Source organism: Bradyrhizobium rifense (assembly GCF_008123425.1).
In the GTDB taxonomy this organism is placed as follows: domain Bacteria; phylum Pseudomonadota; class Alphaproteobacteria; order Rhizobiales; family Xanthobacteraceae; genus Bradyrhizobium; species Bradyrhizobium rifense.
In genome coordinates this window covers 12,934-31,068 of record NZ_VSSS01000105.1, presented here as the reverse complement: position 1 = coordinate 31,068, position 18,135 = coordinate 12,934, and the positions used below count along the sequence as shown (strand labels likewise).

Here is an 18,135-nt window from a genome sequence, read left to right as displayed (position 1 = left end):
AGATGTGTATAAGAGACAGCCCTCCCGCGGAAGGTGTTTTTACACGACCAAGACCCGCTGCAGACATTGGCGCTGCGCTGCCATGGGCGGCCGCGTAGCGTTACCAAGGATTAATTTCTTCGACAGGAGACGGAAAGAATCGATCTTCTAAGATGGACTTAGCGGAGGAGATCGAGTCATCGCCATGCGCCACAGCTCAATCCTGCACGCTGTTACCGCAGCCGGTCTGTTCCTGGGATCCAGCCTCATCTCAGATGCATCCCCCGAGACCGCCGGCCAAGCCTTGGCTGTCTCCGTCGACGATTTCAAATATAGAGACACGTCGAACGAGCCTACCGATCAGACGGCCGTACATGAAAAGCGATTGCGGGCCTTCATGACCGCGCTGCGGGACGATGTCACGGCGGACCACCGTTTTGAGCTTGTGCCGTCCTCCTGCGCTTCAAATTGTCCGACCGATGGACCGACGTTGCGCGATCGGCTGCGCGCGGCGTCACAGGCCGGCGCGCAGATCCTGATCATCGGCGGCTTTCATAAGATGAGCACGCTGGTGCAGTTTGCGCAAACTGTTGCTATCGATACAAAATCCCAACACATCGTGTTTAGGAAATACTTCCAGTTCCGCGGCGACAACGACGAGGCATGGCAGCGGGCGGAGCGCTTTGTATCGGAGGAGGTCCGCGACCGGCTGCTTGAAAGCAGATCGCAGCAATAGACTACGCGCGACGCATGTGCATGGCACCGTGAGTCCGGTTTTGGCCCATCGCGACCGTCCGGGCGGTGCCCGGTCATGTCCGACGTTGAGGGTAGACCGGACCTGACTGCCCACGGCCGAAACCGGCGCTGTTGACCCGACAATTCAGCGCATAGCGTCTAACGACTCTGCTGATTGACGCGCCGTCCTCACGCAACCATGAGAGGCCAGGAGGACGAGCCGCTGCCGGATGCGCGAGGCGACCGCCGAGCAGCGCGACAACCACGTCCCGATGCGGACCGGCATCCACTGGCCCGATCTCGACGAGGACCTTTCCGTCGAACGCATGATCGAAGGCCGTTCGGCGGCGCCCCGTCCGCGCTAGGACGTCTCTTCATGGCGTCCGATTGCCCGATCCTTGGCGTTTCCAAGGATCGATGCGCCAAGGATTGACGGAGTCCGCCCGTCGGCCATACCCTGCCGCGACCGCCATCGATGACTCCGCCGTGAGGGAATAGGGGAGGCGCCACGTGAAAATTCTTATGTTCGCGATTCCGGTCTTCATGGTCACGATCCTCGTCGAGGCGGCGATCGCGTGGCGGATGGGGCGTCGTGGCGTATACGACGTCCCGGACGCCATCACGAGCCTGCACCACGGCGTACTGAGCCAGGCCATCGGCGGCTTCGCCAAGCTCGTCGACGTCGCCCTCTATGTCGCGGTCTACGAGGCCTTCCACCTCTTCGAATGGAGCCGCGACAGCGTCCTGGCCTGGGTCGCCGCGTTGCTGCTCTACGACTTCTCTCACTACTGGTACCACCGCTTCAGCCACGAGATTCCCGTGCTCTGGGGCAGCCACGTGGTCCATCATTCGTCGGAATATTTCAACCTTTCGACCGCGTTGCGACAGCCCGCGACCGCCGCGCTGTTCACGTGGATCTTTCACCTGCCGATGGCCGTGCTGGGCGTTCCGCCGGTGATGTATCTCATCGTCGGGCTGGTCGATCTGCTGTACCAGTATTGGGTCCACACCGAACTCGTCGGCCGGCTCGGCGTGCTCGACCGCATCCTGGTCACTCCGTCGAACCATCGCGTGCATCACGGTCAGAACGACTACTGCATCGACAGGAATTACGGCGGGATCTTCGTCCTCTGGGACCGGATGTTCGGCACCTTCGTCGACGAGCGCGACGGCGAAAAGATCGCCTACGGAATCCGCAAACCGCTGCGGAGCCTGAACCCGCTCTGGAGCAACCTTCAGGTGTACGCGGATCTGATCCGGCAGACCCGCGCGGCTCGCGGGCTCGCCGGCAAGTTAGCCGTCTGGTTCGGAAGGATGCAGGCGCCGGAACCGATGGATCCGTCGGTCGTGCGCCGTTACGACCCCGAGACGCCGAGCTCGGTCGCCGCCTACGGCGCGGTTCAGTATACGCTTACGATGGTGATGCTTCTGCATTTCCTTTCCGGCTTCGAAGCCTTTCCGGTGCAGGTCTCCGTCACCTATTCCATTGTCATCTTGGTTTCATGCGTGACCATCGGCGGCGTCCTGGAAGGAAGTCGGATCGCCTTCGCCGCCGAGACGGTGCGACTGGGCGCGCTCGCGCTGGCCTCGATGACGTTGCCGGACTGGTTCGGCCTGCCGCTGCCGACGGCGGCCCGCGCCGTCGTGACGGCGGGCGCGCTCGCCGCCGCAATCTGGTTGCTCGCGCTTCGCCGCGAGCGACCGTCCGCCCCGGCGGCGGCCTGATGAGGCGGTCCCCGACTGAACGCGGCCCTTAGAGCGTTTTCGAGCGAAGTGGATACCGGTTCGCGTCAAGAAAACGCGTCAAAACAAGAATCTAGAGCCCCGTTCCGATTCCATCGGAACGGGAAAGGCTCTAGGCCGCGCCTTCCTCGACCGCCGGAGCCGACCGGGGCGCGGAAACCAGCGCGGCGAAGGCCCCGAGCAACGGCATGGCGACAAAAAGAGCGACCGCAGCGACGTCGAAGGCGATGCCCGCACCGCCGGCGCGGTGCGCGAAGACGCCCGCGATCGGCGGCAACGCCAGCATGCTCCCGTAGAACGTGGAGAAGAAGATTCCCATTCCGACCGCGCGCGCCTGGACGGGAAGCGCCCATGTCGGCAGGCTGGCGAACGTCGCTCCGGATAGGCCGGCCACCAGCCCCAGTCCTGCGAAGATGAGAACGTCGTGGTCGGACACCGGAATGGCTGCCATCCCGACCGCGGCGAGCAGCAGGGATGCGGCAGCGATCCAGATGCCGGGGCCTCGCCGGATCGCAAGCGCGCCGCCGACTGGGATGGCCGCGATGGTGACCCACAGCGCGACGCTGACGTGAGAGGCGGCGATCTCGGCCGTATAGCCCCTCTCGGTGAGAAGCAACGGACCGAACGCAAACGCATTGGCGAAAGTGGCGTTGGCAGTGCCACCGACCAGGCCTGCAATGGCCACCGCGGCCGTGACGGTCGCGCTTGGGAGGGCCGCAGACAACGGCGCGCCCGGTCGCGCCTGCTTCGGCAGCGCGAACAACAGGATGAGCGCCATCAGGGTCAGGATCATCATTGCTACCGACGCCCCGATCAGCCCGAACTTGTCCGCGATCGGCGGCAACGCGATCAACGCCAGCGCTATCCCGCACGGCCACGAGCCGGCGAGAGCCGCCATCGCAAGGCCGAACTGCCTACCAACGAACATATCGGCGATCATCTTGGTGCCAGCGATGGTAAACACCACCCCGCCCGTGCCCGCGATGACTCTGGCCAGCAGGCGCGCGTTCCAGTCGCTCGACAGATCGACGACGGCGCCGGCGAACATCAGCGCCGCGCACAGGAGAAGCGTAGTTCGTTCGCCGAGCCTTTGGACCACTATTCCTCCAGGAAGAGCAACTAGGACGCTGGGCGCCAGATAGGCGCCGACCAGGATGCCGAGCCGGGCATAATCGAGGCCCTCCGCGCGAAGCAGCGGGCCGAGCGCTCCGACGCTTTCGAACTGCATGCCCATTACGCAACGCGCCGTGAAAAGCAGCGCTAGAATTCGCCATTTCGATACCACGGGGGCCTCCGGAGCCGACGCTTGCATCCGGCCAGTGTCACGTCGAAGCCCCCGCGAAGCAAGCAGCGATCTCGGCTTGACCAAAGGATCCCGAGCTCAAAAATCGAAAACGACGGGTCAACCGGGATGAAAAATCCAATCGGTGTTATCGGCATACGTCGGCCAATTTCTGCCTTCGAGCCCGGTCGCTGCTTCAGTCAGGCATAGATGCGTAGTTGTCACCATCATGCTGCGTAGCTAAGTCGCCTTCTGGCCCGCAACGGACCTCCCGACATGTCTGCTATTGCACCGCTGTTGGAGGACACGCGAACACCAACGGAGATCTGAGCCGGTTGCTTTTGATTTTCACTCCTGTTCTGGCGCCGCCAAGACGCGACCGGCCGCATCGGACGGACGCGGCCAGGTATCTGCGAATCCCGCAGGCAGGCAGATCGCTCGCCCGCGGGAGAGACCGAATAGGTTAGCTGGTCGGGCCACCCTGAAGCGCGGTGAGGAGCTTGCCGCCATCCGGCACGCCCCAGCCGGTGCAGGCGTCCCATCCCGGGCCCGCCTTGAACTGCCCGCCGAGCAGACCGTCGGTGTCGTTGTTGCCGACAGTGATGTCGCGCAGCACGCCGGCCGGGCCGAACTTGGAATAGAGCAGGGCATTGAAGTTGCCGGATCGCGCACCGTTGGCGGCGTTGATCCGGGCGATCAGGCTGGCCCAGAGCGGCGCGGACGCGCTGGTGCCGCCGACGATGCCGAGCTTGCCGCCCGACATCGTCAGATAGCCCGTGGCCGGATCGGCATTGGCCGCGACGTCCGGGATCGCGCGTCCGGCAAAGTGCCCGGGATTGATCGACTTCGGCACGATGCCGTTCTGCCAGCTCGGAATGGGCGTGATGTCGCTGACGCCGCCGCCGGTGCCGCTTCCCGGTCCGTCGTTCCAGACCGTTTCGGTGATCTGCACCTGCTTCTTGGCGTTCGCGCGCGCGTGCAACGACGTTCCACCCACTGCCAGCACGTAAGGACTGGTTGCGGGGAAGTTCACATGCGCCCGGCCATCCTGCATCTGTGCTTCCGAGCCGTCGTCGCCGGTGGATACGCAGAACGTGATGCCGAGATGGGCCGCCGCGAGGAAGCTGTGGTTGCAGTGATCGATCGCCGCCGGTGACCAGATCACACCGGCATTGTTGAAGGCCTGGTTCTCGTCCCAGCCCCAGCTGATCGAGACGACGGAGGGGTCGTTGACGGAGTCGCTGACGACCTTGGCGAGGCAATCGACCAGACCCTTCTCGTCGAAGGTCGAGAAATAGGTGGCGATCTTGGCGCCGCCGCCGAGCGCGCCGGCGACGTCGACGTCCAGCATCACTTCACCGGTCGAATCGGGATCGCCGGCCGGATCGGTCGAGACACCGTCGACTGCGATGACGGCAACCTCCGGCGCGGGAACGCCGATCTTGCTGAAATAGGCCGCGACATCAGGCGTCTCCACGCCGCCGCCGAATTCGAGCAGGCCGATGCATTGCTTGCTGGCGTCGACCTGGGGGAATTTGTAGATCGCGCCGAGCTCGGTCGGAACGAACCAGTGCCGTACCGCGCTGGCAAAATCCGGCTTCGCGCTCTGTGCCGAATGGCGCGAGCGCCTGAGCACACGGTGGTTGTTCAGGCCGAACACGCCGGTGATGGCATCGCCGACTTCCGTCGGGACGTGCACCGGACCGGTGCGGGCGTGGAAGTCGCCGAGATGCGGATGCGAATAGTCGAACAGCGTGACGCCGAAGGCGTCGCTGACGTCGTCGACGGTGCCTGCGATTCCGAGCCTTGCTGCGGCGGGCTCATTGCGGGTGACGACGAGTTTGTGCGCCTTGGCAAAATCCTCGATCGACTTGATGGCCTTGGGATCGGAGCCGTATTTGCTCTCGAGCTGGTCGCGCGTCATGTAGTTGCGCGCCTCGGGGAGCTTGTTGTCCAGGTCGGACAGATCAGGCAAATCGGCGGATCGCTTGACGCCGAGTGTCAGCTCGATCCAGCGCTGGCCGTTGGTTCGGCGCATCGCCTTCGAGCCTGTCGGCAGTTGATGGACAGAGTTGGGAAGTTCGACCATGTGGGGTGTTGCACTAGGGGACATAGTATTTCCTCCTTGTACGGGGTTGGCGCGCTGGAAAGCGGGAATTGCGAACGAGGTTCTGTTCGTTCGAAAGGGTTCAGGTGTTCGAAAATGAGTAGTCGTGTGCCGGCAAGAAAATCGCCGGCACGTCAGTAAACCAAACCTAAAATAGTAAAATGTAGTAATGCATCCTAACAGCGGGATGCGCCGCGCGCGTCTCACAATCGCGTCAATTTATCGCAGGCGCGCGTCGTCAGTGAGCCAATCGACCTGACATAGATCGCGATCTCACGCAGTTGAATTGTCACAATCGCCGCGCGTGCGCGAGGGCGCGATGCACGCCGGCTGATGTGTTGGGCTGCAGGACTGGTGTCCGACGTTTTGGCGGGCCTACTTCCGCGAAGCGGATGTCTTCTTCTTTTTCTTTGCGGTCTTCTTCGCGGTCTTCTTGGCTGCCTTTTTCTTTGCCGCCTTCTGGGCGGTCAGATACGCCTCGACCTTCTTCGAAGAGTGGCCGGCGGCGGCGACAGCGGCCTTCAGCTTGGCCGGCGTGATCTTGAATTTCTTCGACCAGTAGCGGACCTCATAGGCTTCGCCGAGCGCAATGCGGCTCTTGTCGGCGGCGCGGTGCTTCTGGAGCTTGATGTACTCTTCGACCTTCCGTGCGGAGTGGCCGACTTTCTTGACGGCGTATTTCAGCTTGGCCGGCGTCACCTTGAATTTCTTCGACCAGTAGGCGACTTCGTACCTCTCGGTGAGCGCAATCAGCTTGCGGTCTGCCCCGCCCCGCTTGGTCTTGTCGTCGGCCATGCTTTTCTCCTGCCCTGGGACCTGCGTGCATCCAGTCTAGCATGCCATCCGATTTTGCACGCAAGGAGCAAGCCGCGTGGCGATTGCGCGAGACGGCCGTTTTGTCCCGACACGTCAAGTGGTTGCGCGACGCGACCCCATCTCGGCCCGACAGGGCCGTTCTACTGTGCATGGGGTTGTTTTCGACTTTTTTGCCATTCGCGCCTCCGTGATGGAACCTAATGCCGGCTGGTGCGACTTATCCATGACACGGGGAAACACGTGCGAGGCAGTCATGGCACAGAAGCATACCGCCGATCCGGCAGAGATCATGCGGGCGACCGGTCATCCTGAACTGGAATACGCCGCCGGCTGGACCATCGCGGGTCTGGTCACCATCGGCACCATCGTCGCCGCCTGGGTGTTCGCGATCTAGGCCGCAGGAAACTGAAGCTCGAAGGCCACGCCCGCCTCAGAGGGCTTGAGCCTGATCGAGCCGCCATGGCTCGCCATCACCGCGCGCGCGATCGCAAGTCCCATCCCGGTGCCGCCCTGATCGCGGCGGGTCGTGAAGAACGCGTCAAAGATCCTGTCGCGATTTGGCGCCGAGATCGGCTCGCCGTCATTGCTCACCGTCAGCCGCAAGGTCGTCCGCTCGTCGACCGCCTCCATCCTGATTGATCTTGCCTTGTGCCGCGTCGCGTTGTCGGCGAGATGCGACAGCACGATCAGCGCCTTCTCGCCGGACATGCCGATCGCACGCTCCAGGCTGCCGCTGGCCTCGATGGAGCTTGCCGGAAACCGGCTCCTGAGGTCGGCGATCACGGGTGCCAGCTCCGTCCGCTCGTTCTGCGGCAGGCCTTCGGCCCGGGCGAGCTCCCGCAGCCGCTGCGCCATCGCTTCCAGCCGCTGGGTGTCGGAGAGGATGTTGGCGATGAAGGTCCGCTGCTCGGCCGGCGTGAGGCCTTCGGGCTTGCCCTGAAATGAATCCTGCAGCAGCTCGGCCGCGCCCTTGATCGAGGTCAGCGGCGATTTCAGCTCATGGGTCAGATGGGCCGAGAATGTCGCGATATAGTCGGAGCGCCGCGCCAGCTGCTCGGCCATGCCGAGAAAGCTGTGCGAGAGCTGCGCGAACTCCCGGGTGCCATAATGCCGCAGCGGCTGGAACGCCTCGCGGTCGCCGCGGCCAATCCTGGCGGCGCGTTCGATCAGCTCGCGCATCGGCAGCGTGATGGTGCGCGAGAACACCAGCCCGATCGCGATGGTGCCGAGGATCACGGCGAGCCCCGCCAGCACGAATTTTGCGCGCTCCTGGTAGAGATGGTCAAAGATGTTGCTCGGCGTCCGCGTGGTGTAGATCACGCCTGCGACGTGGTTGTTGACGATCACGGGCATCGCCGAGAACACGTGCACGCCAAGCCCGCGGCTGAAGGAATAGATCGGCGGCGGCGGCTTGTCCGGCACGCGGTTGCGCAAGGTGGCGCGGTATTGCCCGCGCAACGCATCCGCGACCTCCTCGATATGGGCGAGCGATTGCCCGACCTCCTGCCGCCCCGCGATCACCACGCCCTGCGGATCGAGGATGCGAAAGCCCGCCAGCGTCACCTTCTGGGTTTCGCGGATGATCGGCGTCAACTTGGCGCCGATCTCGACATAGGCGGGCTGCGCTGGCTGGGCCGCGGCTTGCGCATCCGGCCGCCGCCGCAACAGATCATTGGCGGTGAGATCGAGCGCGGGCCGGATCGGTGTGAACTGGTCGCCGGGATCGGGCAGAACGTTCGGCGGCACCTCGGGGCCGAGCGTCAGGCCGCTGCCAAGCCGGGCTTCGACCTCCTGCGCATAGACCGTCGCAAGCACGCGGCTCTGCGCGATCAGCTCGGCCTGGGTCTGGCGGATCAGCTGGTTGTCATAGAGGCGGAAGAAGAACAGTCCGACCAGCGGCAACACCGCGACGGTCGTCAGCACCGCGAAGATCACGAGCCCGAGCGACGGCCGCCATTTGTCGGGCGCGGCGCTCATGCCTCTGTCTCGCAGCGGCCGAGCTTGAAGCCGACGCCGTGGATGGTCTCGATCACGTTCTCGCAATTCTGCGCCGCGAGCTTGGCGCGGATGTTGCGGATGTGGCTGTCGATGGTGCGGTCTGAGACCTGGATGTTGAGCTGATAGGCCGCCCGCATCAGCTGCTCGCGGTTAAACACGGATGTCGGCCGGGTCAGGAAGGCGCGCAAAATGCCAAACTCGATCGCGGTCAGCTTCAGCGGTGCGCCGGCAAAGGACGCAAGATGTTGCTCGGGATCGATCAGCAGGCCGCCTTGCGACAACGCGGCGGGGCCGGCCTTGGCCTCGCCATTGCGGGGCGCGAGGCGGCGCAGGATGACGTTGACCCGCGCCACCAGCTCGCGCGGGCTGAACGGTTTTGTGACATAGTCGTCGCCGCCGATCTCAAGGCCAAGGATGCGATCGATCTCCTCGTCGCGCGCCGACAGGAACAGGATCGGCACGTCGGACGTCTTGCGGACCTCGCGGCAGACGTCGAGACCGTCGAACTCCGGCATGCCAATGTCGAGCACGATCAGATCGGGCCTGTCGGCGGCAAAGCGGCTGAGCGCCTCCTCGCCGTCGCGGGCCTCGATCACGTCCATGCCGGCCTTCTTCAAGGCGACGCGGATGACCTCGCGGATGTGGCCCTCGTCGTCGACGATGAGAATGCGATGCGCCAAAGAAACTCTCCGCTCACCCTGCCGGCTGACTGCCGGACTGGCCCCTGGCTTCGGCATCGAGTCTGCGCTGCAGTCGCCAGGTGCGAAGGCCCCAAGCCCGCCAAGCCATGTCGAGGTGCTGGGTTTCTACAAGCTGGTCACGCCACCGAGCAAGATTATTAACGTCGGTACGCAGCGGGATCAGCTTCTCCATCGCTGGCAACGCCTGGGGTCCTAGCCGTGCAAGATAGTAGACATCGATCTGCACGCCTTTGCCTGTACCTTCCTGGCTGTGGGCAATATTATAGTCGGCAATGAACGCGTCGAAGTTCATCAGCGAGCAGCTATACAGCACGATCGTTAACGCGATCAGATTGGCGCTGACAAGCCACCGATTGGACCTGTCGAGTGCGATGCGGGCCACGATCAGGATCAGCCCCAGCGCCACCAGCCCCATCCAGATGAAGGCCGCGATGCGCCAGTAGGTCAGCATATAGATGTCGACGTAGAGATCGAGGCGGAGGATGGAGGAGGCGACCAGCAGGACGTTCTGCCCGACCCAGAGATAAACCAGCGGCCGGATCACCGCCGACTTCTCAGCCGGCCCGCCCGGACGCATCGCGACCAGCACGAAAGCGGCAGCGAGCAGCGCAGTTGCGATCAGCGGATAGGCGCCGCGATGGGCATAGGCGGCATAAGTCATGTTGGCCGGCAATGCCACGTGCCCCCAGAGGTAGAGGCCGTCGAGAATCGACTGCGCCGCGAACAGCAGGTTGAACAAAATTAGAGAACGCAGAATCGTCGACGGGCCCAGGAATTCAGCCGAGACGAGTGGCGGAAGCGGCGGCGGCAGCGGGACATCGGCGACATCAGCGGTGACGACCTTCTTGCGCCGCCAGCGCACATGAATGAACGGCCAAACCAGCGCCAGCATCATGGTCCAGAATAACACGCGCGGAATGCTGACATAGTCGAGGATGATTTTTGGATTGAGCAGGGACACCCACTGCTCAATCACCGGATTGGCCGCCGCGAACAGGGCGACGAAGACGGTGCCGAGCGCCGCCGGCAGCAGCCAGAGCGCGATACCGCGGGTGAACGCCGACATGTTGAAGATCTGAAGGACATCGGGGAAGAACCTGAACGGGCCAAGCAGAATGAAGTTGCGCAGCGCACGGGCGCGCTCGACGAGCTCGGTCGTCTCCGGATTGGTTGCGAGCAGCAGGGCCATGAGCAGCGCGGCGACAAGGATCAGGAACGATAGCGGGTTGAGCTCCTCGACGGCCGGCACCAGGCCTGCGACGAGAACGGCTGCGCTGGTCCAAGCGCGACGCAGGTCCAGTGCGGCGTGATTGAACAGCACCGACACCACGGCGATCGCGATCGCGAAGAGTGAGAGCGACAGCCCGATCCGCTCGCCATAGAACAGCCAGTCCGCGAGCGCGGTCAGCGCCAGTGCGAGGCCGACCTTGGCCGGAATCGAGGAATGCCTGATTGGCTGGATGTCCGCGGCGATCGTCGAAGCCAGGCTCGTCATGTGCAGATGACCTTTCGTGAGGGGTGGCATCACGAAATCTGCACGGCCCTTGTGCAGAAGCCGGGATCAACGTCTGCACGGTTTCAGGAGTCTTTTGCAGAATTCGTGCAGGTGCGATTTTGCCTCTCGCACAGCGCAAATCGCTTTGATCGGTGCGAAGCATTCGCCACTCCTCGGACGTGACGCATCATGCAATACCTCCGCCGTATCGGCCTCATCCTGCTCTGGCTTGCCGCGCCTCTCCTCGCATTCGCGGCTGCGAACAAGAACGATCCCTATCTGGTCCCGATGCGCGGCGTTGGAAACATCGCGCTTGCGATCGCGAGCATCGCGGTTGCCGTCCTGTTGCTTCGCCGCGGGCGCTGGCACAGCCTGGCCGGCAAGCTCCTCGTCATGCTCTGGTGCCTGCCGCCGATGCTGATGGCGGTGGCACATCTCAGCTTCGAGCTGCGCAAGCACGATGTGCTCAGCGCAAGCGTGACCGAGGCGGGTCAACTCGGCCCCCACTTCATGGTCGGCTATTCCTCCTTCCCCGAAGTCGCGCGCCTCGCCGAGCAGGGACTGATTGGCGACGTCTACGTCACCCGCCACAACATCCGCGGCCGGTCGGTCGACGCGCTGCGCGCCGAGATCGCGGCGCTGCAGGACAAGCGGCGTGCAGCCGGCCTGCCGCCGCTGATCGTCGCCGCGGATCAGGAGGGCGGCATCGTCGGGCATCTCGCGCCGCCGCTGACCAAGCTGCCGGCGCTGGCGACGCTCGCCGGGCTTGCTCCTGATGACCAGCAGACGAAAGCGGTGGAATTCGGCCGCATCCACGGCCGCGAGCTCGCCGGTCTCGGCGTCAACCTCAATCTCGCGCCGGTGCTCGATCTCAAGCCGCCCCTTCGGCGCAATCGCCTCGATTTCCATACGCTGATCGGCCAGCGCGCGATTGCCACCGATCCCGTTGTCGTCAGCACGATCGCAAGCGCTTATGTGACCGGCCTGGAGGCCTCCGGCGTCGGCGCGACGCTGAAGCATTTTCCAGGCATCGGCCGCGTGCGCACGGACACGCATCATTTCAGCGCCAACCTCAATACGCCGGTCAGGGAGCTGGAAGCCACTGACTGGCTGCCGTTCCGCGAAGTGCTGTCGCACTCGCATAGCGCGCTCCTGGTCGGCCACATCACGCTCACCGCCGTCGATCCCGACCATGCCGCCTCGCATTCAAAGCGCGTCGTCGATGGGATCATCCGCGACAAATGGGGCTACCAGGGCCTGGTGATGACTGACGATCTCGTGATGGGCGCGATCTATCAGCACGACGTCTGCAAGGCCGTTGTCGAGGCAATCAACGCCGGCGTCGATCTGCTGCTCGTGGCCTATGATGGCGCGCAGTTCTACCGGATCTTTGGATGCGCGCTCGACGGATCGCGGCAGCGTAAGCTTGACGGGGCGATGCTTCGGGCGAGCGCCGCGCGGTTGGAAAGGGTCTTTCGAGCAGGCGCGAGCAGCCCCGGGCGCTGTCCGCGTCGTTGAGAAGAACTAGCCCTTCGCGAACTGACGGTAGTCCGGCTCGCGGTGAAACCAGAATTCGTACCCCGTGATGCCCTTCTGCATGGCGACGTCGTGGATCGGCTGGTTGAGCGGGATGACGGGAACGTCGCTCATGCAGAGTGCGATGAAATCCTTCACGGTTTTCTCGTACTCGGCGGCGTCCGTGGTGAAGCGCGCCTTGTCGATCAGCGCGTCCATCGCCTTGTTCTGGTAGGAGGAGATGTTGAAGATCGAATTGTTGCCGTGGAAATTCCAGTAGAAGTAATATTCGGGATAATCGAGCCAGCCGCTGAAGCGGTTGAGTGCGAGCGGCAGCTCCTTCTTGTTCAGTGTGGTGCGCCAGTTCGCGCCGGGAATTTTCTCGATCGACGCCTTGATGCCGATCTTGGCGAGGCTTTCCTGAATCAGGATGGCTGTGGGCTCGCCGACGGTCGCAGTGCCGGTGTCGAGCGACAAAGTCGTCTCCAGGCCGGACTCGAACCCCGCTTCCTTCATCAAGGCTTTGGCCTTGTCGAGATCGATGACATAGGGAGACGGCTGCGGCCACACCGGCTTTGAGACATCCGACGTCCCGCCATACATCGGAACGGCGCGCCCGAAGAAGGCACTGCTTTGGATCTGCTCATAGGGCATCGCCCAGGCGATGGCCTGGCGTAGCTTGGCATTGTCGAACGGCGGCCTTGCCGTGTTCAGCGCGACGTACCAGAGCGCGTTGGGGATCGGAACGCCCGAGACCTTGACCTTGCCCTCTTTAATGATCTGCTCGAAATCGCGCGGCGCGAAGCCGCTCGACAAGTCCGCATCGCCTCGTTCCAACATCGCACGGCGCGTGCCGGCGGAAGGCACGTCGCGCGCGATCACGCGCTTCACTTTCGGCAGGGGCCCGCTCTTCCAGTCGTCGAACCGCGCCAGCACGGTCTCGCTGCCGGGCTTCCAGCTCTCGATCCTGTAGGCGCCGCCGCCGGCCTCGTTGGCCTTCAGCCAGGCGAGTGCCCAGGGATCTTCGGCCGTCGCGTTCTTCCTGGCGAGCTCGGAGTTGATGATGAAGGGCACGACGACCGCGACGTTGAACAACAGCATCTTGTCTTTCCGCACATAGTCGATGCGGAAGGTGTGATCGTCCACGACCACGAACTGCTCGGGCTTTTCCAGCGATCCCGCCGACATCTGGAATGTCGGAAAGCCGCCGACCTTCACCGCACGATCGAACGACCATTTGACGTCTTTGGCGGTGACCGGCGTGCCGTCGTGGAATTTGGCGTCCTTTCGCAGACGGAAGGTGCAGGACATGCCGTCGGCCGCAACCTCCCAGCTTTCGGCCAGTTCAGGCGCGAGCTTCTCGCGGTCGTAAGACAGCGTGCCGTCCGGCAATGTCTTCGAGGCGTAGGAGAGCAGGCGGTCGTAGCAGTTCCAGGACAGGCCGTTCACGGTCTGGTTGGAGCCGACGCCCTGCATGTCGAGCGAGTTCGGTCCCAGCTCTTGCACCACCAGCAGCGTCTCCGCGCGCCCCTGTGCCCACGCGACGGACGGCGCGACCGCCGCCATCCCGACAGCGCCGAGGCCGCCGAGCATGATGCTGCGGCGGCTCGGATCGAAAGAGGATGGGCTCATCGATGCCTCCTTGAGAGCGATTTGCTGTTCAACGAGGCAAAGCGCATGCCATCGGATGCGCTTCATGGCGTCGCATCCGCACCCTTGCCTATCTCAACTCCTCGGCCAGGAAGTCGACCAGTGCGCGTACCTTGGTGGAGGGACGTGGACCCGCCGGGAACACCGCGTACACGTCGACTGGCGCGAGCTTGTAACTCTTCAACAGCGGCACCAGCGCGCCCGCCGCGATCTCGGGGTCAGCCATCACTGGTGACGTCATCGCGATGCCGAGCCCTGCCAGCACGCTTGCGAACACGCCGGGGCCGGAATCGGTGGTGATGCGGCCGCGGACATCGACCGAGGTCTCCGTGCCGTTGCGGGTGAACGACCAGGTGGTGCGCCCGAACAGGCCTGGGCCGAAGATGCAGTCATGCGAAGCGAGATCGGCCGGTGTCTTCGGGATGCCGCGTTCGGCGAGATAGGACGGCGCGGCGACCAGGAAGCGCGGCAGGGTCGCGAGCTTCCGCGCACCGAAGCCGGAATCGTTGAGCGGGCCGAGGCGAATGGCGATGTCGGTGCCTTCGGCAACGAGGTCGTGCCGTTCGTCAGCGACAGACAGCTCGACGCGCAGCAGCGGATGCAGCTTCAGGAATCTCGGCAGGCGCGGAATGATGTGCCTGGTGCCGTAGACGATGGGCATGGTGATGCGCAGCGTCCCGCGCAGGGAGTCGACGCCACGCGCGGCGTCCTCGGCGTCCTCGATGTCGGCCAGCACTTCGCGCGCTCGCGTCAGGAACAGTGCACCTGCGTCGGTGACCGTGATGCGGCGCGTGGTCCGCAGCAGCAGCGTGACGCCGAGCCGGGTCTCCAACTCGCCGATGACGCGTGACACGGAGGGTTGCGACAGGCCGAGCTCGCGCGCGGCCCTGGAAAAGCTGCCGCTCTCGGCCGCACGGACGAAAACGGACAATTCCTGCAGTCGATCACTCATTTGAAATCCAAATAAATGTTCTCCGTAACGACTGTATACCCCTTCGTTTGCAAATGATCCAGATAGGGCGGGCCAACAGCAACCGATGGAGCTTCTCATGGCCCTGCAAGACAAACTCGATGCTCTCAAAGCCGATTTCGAAGGCGGCCGCTTCCCCCTCAAGCCGACCAGGGAGGCGCTGGACACCATGCACCACGCCACCGCGGAACTGATCGCGAGCGGTCAGGCCCAGCGCGCGAAGAAGGCCGGCGACGCGGCGCCGGAATTCCTCCTGAAAGACCCTGGCGGCAAGCCGGTGTCCTCGCGGGATTTGCTCGCAAAGGGGCCGCTGGTCGTGTCGTTCTATCGCGGCGTCTGGTGCCCATATTGTAACCTCGAACTCCAGGCGCTGCAGGCGGCGCTGCCGGAAATCGCCATGCGCGGTGCCAGCCTGGTTGCGATCTCGCCGCAGATCGCGCCGAACAGCCGCAAGTCGCAGCGCGACAACAAGCTGTCATTCCCGATCCTGAGTGACGTCAGGAGCGAGGTGGCCGACGCCTTCGGCATCCGCTTTGCGCTGCCGGACGATCTCGTCGCGCTCTACAAATCGTTCAAGAACGACCTGCCGACGTTCAACGACGATCCGTCCTGGGTGTTGCCAATGCCAGCACGCTACGTCATCGGCCGCGACGGCATCATCGCTTATGCAGAAGTGAACCCCGACTACACGCACCGTCCCGATCCGTCCGAGCTTCTGCCGGTGCTCGACCGGTTGCGGGCTGGCAGGGCCGCCTGATCAAGAAACGATCGGCGCGGGGTCGTGCGCCGGTCTCTCTCCCTCAAATCGTCATTCAACGGCGTGTAGGCGCTGAACGCTCCCGCACGCCCAAACCAAAGGACTGTGTCATGTCAAAGCTCGAAGGAAAGATTGCCGTCATCACCGGCGGCTCCAGTGGTATCGGCCTCGCGGCCGCCAAGAGGTTCGTGGCTGAAGGCGCCCACGTCTTCATCGTAGGGCGGCGCCGGGAAGAACTCGAGAAGGCGAAGGCTGAGATCGGACGGAATGTCACTGCGATACAGGCCGACGTCGCCAATCTTGACGATCTGGACCGGCTCTATGACCGGGTGAAGGACGAAAAAGGCGCTCTCGACATCGTCGTTGCCAGCGCCGGCTTCGTCGAGCGCGTGCTCACCCAGAACGTCACGCCGGCGCATTTCGACAAGACCTTTGGCATCAACGCACGGGGCGCGTTTTTCACGGTACAGAAGGCCGTGCCGCTGATGCGCAAGGGCGGCTCGATCGTGCTGGTATCATCTCTTCTACATCTGAAGGGGCTGCCGGAGCATGGTACCTACGCAGCCACGAAGGCCGCGCTGCGCTCGTTTGCGCGGACTTGGGCGATGGAATTGAAAGATCGCGGCATCCGCGTGAATACGCTGTCACCGGGCGCCATCGACACGCCGATCATCGACGGGCAGTTCAAGACACGCGAAGAGGCCGATGGCGCACGCGCGTTCTTTTCCTCGATCACGCCACTCGGCCGCATCGGGCATCCGGAGGAAATGGCATCGGCCATTCTGTTCCTGGCATCCGACGATAGCAGCTACAGCACTGGCATCGATCTCGTGGCTGATGGCGGCATCTCGCAGGTCTGAAGCAGTGATGCGATAGAACGCTACGGCGTGACCGCTCCGCGTGGCACTGCGCGCGGGGCGGTCAGCTCTTTCCAGGTCGAATTGGCGACATGCACCGGTGAGAAGGCTGGCCGCTCGACATAATGTCCGTCGCCCGCCTCGGCACGCAGATCGCCATCCTTCCACACGATACGACCGCGCGAGAGCGTCGCGGCGGGCCCGCCGGTGCAAGCAAAGCCTTCGAACACATTGTAGTCGATCCGGCTCATCTGCCGCTTCGCGCTGATGGTCTTCGTTGCCTTGGGATCCCATACGACGACATCGGCATCCGAGCCGACGGCGACCGCGCCCTTGCGCGGATAGACGTTGAGGATGCGGGCGATGTTCGCCGAAGTCACCGCAACGAATTCCTCCTTCGTCAGCCGCCCCGTGGCGACGCCCGCGGTCCATAGCAACGCGAGGCGATCTTCCAGGCCGCCGGTGCCGTTCGGAATCTTGCGGAAGTCGCCGAGCCCGAACCGCTTCTGCTCGGTGGTGAAGGCACAATGGTCGGTCGCGACTACTTGCAGGGAACCGGACTGCAGGCCGGCCCACAGACTATCCTGATGCGACTTGTCGCGGAACGGCGGCGACATCACGCGTTGCGCGGAATGATCCCAGTCCTTGTTCTGATATTCACGCTCATCGAGCAGCAGATGCTGGATCAGCGGCTCGCCATAGACGCGTTTTCCCGCGGCCCGCGCTCGCGCGATCGCCTCATGCGCCTCGCGGCAGCTCGTGTGCACGATGTAGACCGGCGTGCCAGTCATATCAGCGATCATGATAGCGCGGTTGGTGGCTTCGCCCTCGACCTCCGGCGGTCGTGAATAGGCGTGGCCCTCGGGGCCGGTGACGCCGCGTTCGATCAGCGCCTCCTGCATCAAGGCAACGACATCACCATTCTCCGCGTGCACGACGGGCATCGCGCCGAGATGGGCGCAGCGCGCGAACGAGTTGTAGAGCTCGTCGTCGTTCACCATCAGCGCGCCCTTGTAGGCCATGAAATGCTTGAAGGTGTTGATGCCGTAGGTTTTGACCACGGTCTCCATCTCGTCATAGATCTGCTTCGACCATGACGTCACCGCCATGTGGAAGCCGTAGTCGGTGGCCGCCTTCTCGGATTTGTGGCGCCACTCCTGGTAGGCCGCGAGCATCGACTGGCCGGGATCGGGCAGGCAGAAATCCACCACCATGGTGGTGCCGCCGGTCAGCGCCGCCTTGGTGCCGGATTCGAAATCGTCGGCGGTGACTGTGCCCATGAACGGCATTTCGAGATGGGTGTGCGGATCGATCCCGCCCGGAATGACATAGGCGCCGCCGGCGTCGATGATCTCCGCCCCCGTCGGAGCCGCGATCGCCGCACCAACCGCGACGATGGTGTCGCCCTCGATCAGCACGTCCGCACGGCGCGAATGATCATGATTGACGACGGTGCCGCCGCGGATGAGGAGGGACATGGGAACTCCGGGAAGAGCAGGGGGATGGGACGCGGCGAAAGCTAAGCGTGTC

Annotated in this window: 15 protein-coding genes and 1 pseudogene; 7 read left to right on the top strand and 9 right to left on the bottom strand. The window is 63.8% G+C overall.

Annotated features, from left to right (window positions below; all coding sequences use genetic code 11):
• Window positions 1-184: 184 nt before the first annotated feature.
• The 3 genes from FXB40_RS46145 (at window position 185) to FXB40_RS46135 (ending at window position 2,439) form a co-directional block, all read left to right on the top strand.
• A complete protein-coding gene (locus FXB40_RS46145) occupies window positions 185-715 on the top strand; it encodes a DUF2380 domain-containing protein (RefSeq protein WP_148778889.1) in 531 nt (176 codons plus the stop codon).
• A 229-nt stretch (window positions 716-944) separates the two neighbouring features.
• Window positions 945-1,079, top strand: coding sequence for a DUF2442 domain-containing protein (locus FXB40_RS46140; protein ID WP_148778888.1), 135 nt, complete (start codon window positions 945-947; stop codon window positions 1,077-1,079).
• 178 nt (window positions 1,080-1,257) lie between these two features.
• A complete protein-coding gene (locus tag FXB40_RS46135; RefSeq protein ID WP_187437593.1) occupies window positions 1,258-2,439 on the top strand; it encodes a sterol desaturase family protein in 1,182 nt (393 codons plus the stop codon).
• Between the two features lie 130 nt (window positions 2,440-2,569).
• Here the strand turns inward: FXB40_RS46135 and FXB40_RS46130 are convergent, their stop codons facing one another.
• From FXB40_RS46130 to FXB40_RS46120, 3 genes are all read right to left on the bottom strand, one after another.
• Entirely contained in the window at window positions 2,570-3,769 is a 1,200-nt protein-coding gene (locus tag FXB40_RS46130) for an MFS transporter (protein WP_148778886.1), read from the bottom strand.
• Window positions 3,770-4,202: 433 nt separating this feature from the next.
• Entirely contained in the window at window positions 4,203-5,852 is a 1,650-nt protein-coding gene (locus FXB40_RS46125) for a S53 family peptidase (RefSeq protein ID WP_148778885.1), read from the bottom strand.
• 369 nt (window positions 5,853-6,221) lie between these two features.
• Window positions 6,222-6,641 carry a DUF3606 domain-containing protein gene (locus FXB40_RS46120; RefSeq protein WP_148778884.1) on the bottom strand — a complete coding sequence of 140 codons (420 nt, stop codon included), beginning with the start codon at window positions 6,639-6,641 and terminating at the stop codon, window positions 6,222-6,224.
• Between the two features lie 274 nt (window positions 6,642-6,915).
• Here FXB40_RS46120 and FXB40_RS48555 point away from each other — a divergent pair, with 274 nt between their 5' ends.
• A complete protein-coding gene (locus FXB40_RS48555) occupies window positions 6,916-7,056 on the top strand; it encodes a hypothetical protein (protein ID WP_164718835.1) in 141 nt (46 codons plus the stop codon).
• Here the strand turns inward: FXB40_RS48555 and FXB40_RS46115 are convergent.
• The 3 genes from FXB40_RS46115 to FXB40_RS46105 are packed head-to-tail and all read right to left on the bottom strand — an operon-like array spanning window position 7,053 to window position 10,856.
• Window positions 7,053-8,639: an ATP-binding protein gene (locus tag FXB40_RS46115; protein ID WP_148778883.1), complete on the bottom strand. Its 1,587-nt coding sequence runs from the start codon at window positions 8,637-8,639 to the stop codon at window positions 7,053-7,055. The genes FXB40_RS48555 and FXB40_RS46115 overlap by 4 nt on opposite strands.
• On the bottom strand, window positions 8,636-9,340 hold the full coding sequence (locus FXB40_RS46110) for a response regulator (protein ID WP_148778882.1): 705 nt from the start codon (window positions 9,338-9,340) through the stop codon (window positions 8,636-8,638). The genes FXB40_RS46115 and FXB40_RS46110 overlap by 4 nt, the downstream gene beginning before the upstream one ends.
• Before the next feature lie 13 nt (window positions 9,341-9,353).
• The gene (locus FXB40_RS46105) at window positions 9,354-10,856 is read right to left on the bottom strand and encodes a DUF4153 domain-containing protein (protein WP_187437591.1); all 1,503 of its coding nucleotides are present in this window, start codon (window positions 10,854-10,856) and stop codon (window positions 9,354-9,356) included.
• Window positions 10,857-11,045: 189 nt separating this feature from the next.
• Here FXB40_RS46105 and FXB40_RS46100 point away from each other — a divergent pair.
• Window positions 11,046-12,384: pseudogene (locus tag FXB40_RS46100) on the top strand (glycoside hydrolase family 3 N-terminal domain-containing protein).
• On the opposite strand, the gene FXB40_RS46095 reads toward FXB40_RS46100, so the two are convergent.
• Together FXB40_RS46095 and FXB40_RS46090 are read right to left on the bottom strand one after the other, a co-directional pair.
• Window positions 12,381-14,003, bottom strand: coding sequence for an ABC transporter substrate-binding protein (locus FXB40_RS46095; protein ID WP_148778880.1), 1,623 nt, complete (start codon window positions 14,001-14,003; stop codon window positions 12,381-12,383). The pseudogene FXB40_RS46100 and the gene FXB40_RS46095 sit on opposite strands and share 4 nt — an antisense overlap.
• Window positions 14,004-14,091: 88 nt before the next feature.
• Entirely contained in the window at window positions 14,092-14,973 is an 882-nt protein-coding gene (locus tag FXB40_RS46090; protein WP_148778879.1) for a LysR family transcriptional regulator, read from the bottom strand.
• A gap of 97 nt (window positions 14,974-15,070) precedes the next feature.
• Between FXB40_RS46090 and FXB40_RS46085 the strand changes: the two genes are divergently transcribed.
• Window positions 15,071-15,748 (top strand): peroxiredoxin-like family protein, encoded by a 678-nt coding sequence (locus FXB40_RS46085; RefSeq protein ID WP_148778878.1) that lies wholly within the window; start codon window positions 15,071-15,073, stop codon window positions 15,746-15,748.
• Between the two features lie 110 nt (window positions 15,749-15,858).
• Window positions 15,859-16,608: an SDR family NAD(P)-dependent oxidoreductase gene (locus FXB40_RS46080; RefSeq protein ID WP_148778877.1), complete on the top strand. Its 750-nt coding sequence runs from the start codon at window positions 15,859-15,861 to the stop codon at window positions 16,606-16,608.
• 20 nt (window positions 16,609-16,628) lie between these two features.
• Here FXB40_RS46080 and hydA read toward each other — a convergent pair whose 3' ends face one another.
• Complete coding sequence (hydA, locus tag FXB40_RS46075) at window positions 16,629-18,083, bottom strand: dihydropyrimidinase (protein ID WP_148778876.1); 1,455 nt, start codon at window positions 18,081-18,083, stop codon at window positions 16,629-16,631.
• Between the last annotated feature and the right edge of the window lie 52 nt (window positions 18,084-18,135).

Bases quoted from the DNA above. Each gene is read 5' to 3' on its own strand.
- FXB40_RS46095 (WP_148778880.1), bottom strand. From the start codon at position 14,003: ATGAGCCCATCCTCTTTCGATCCGAGCCGCCGCAGCATCATGCTCGGC.
- FXB40_RS46120 (WP_148778884.1), bottom strand. From the start codon at position 6,641: ATGGCCGACGACAAGACCAAGCGGGGCGGGGCAGACCGCAAGCTGATT.
- FXB40_RS46080 (WP_148778877.1), top strand. From the start codon at position 15,859: ATGTCAAAGCTCGAAGGAAAGATTGCCGTCATCACCGGCGGCTCCAGT.
- hydA (WP_148778876.1), bottom strand. From the start codon at position 18,083: ATGTCCCTCCTCATCCGCGGCGGCACCGTCGTCAATCATGATCATTCG.
- FXB40_RS46085 (WP_148778878.1), top strand. From the start codon at position 15,071: ATGGCCCTGCAAGACAAACTCGATGCTCTCAAAGCCGATTTCGAAGGC.
- FXB40_RS48555 (WP_164718835.1), top strand. From the start codon at position 6,916: ATGGCACAGAAGCATACCGCCGATCCGGCAGAGATCATGCGGGCGACC.
- FXB40_RS46090 (WP_148778879.1), bottom strand. From the start codon at position 14,973: ATGAGTGATCGACTGCAGGAATTGTCCGTTTTCGTCCGTGCGGCCGAG.
- FXB40_RS46115 (WP_148778883.1), bottom strand. From the start codon at position 8,639: ATGAGCGCCGCGCCCGACAAATGGCGGCCGTCGCTCGGGCTCGTGATC.
- FXB40_RS46125 (WP_148778885.1), bottom strand. From the start codon at position 5,852: ATGTCCCCTAGTGCAACACCCCACATGGTCGAACTTCCCAACTCTGTC.
- FXB40_RS46135 (WP_187437593.1), top strand. From the start codon at position 1,258: ATGGTCACGATCCTCGTCGAGGCGGCGATCGCGTGGCGGATGGGGCGT.
- FXB40_RS46130 (WP_148778886.1), bottom strand. From the start codon at position 3,769: ATGCAAGCGTCGGCTCCGGAGGCCCCCGTGGTATCGAAATGGCGAATT.
- FXB40_RS46145 (WP_148778889.1), top strand. From the start codon at position 185: ATGCGCCACAGCTCAATCCTGCACGCTGTTACCGCAGCCGGTCTGTTC.
- FXB40_RS46140 (WP_148778888.1), top strand. From the start codon at position 945: ATGCGCGAGGCGACCGCCGAGCAGCGCGACAACCACGTCCCGATGCGG.
- FXB40_RS46105 (WP_187437591.1), bottom strand. From the start codon at position 10,856: ATGACGAGCCTGGCTTCGACGATCGCCGCGGACATCCAGCCAATCAGG.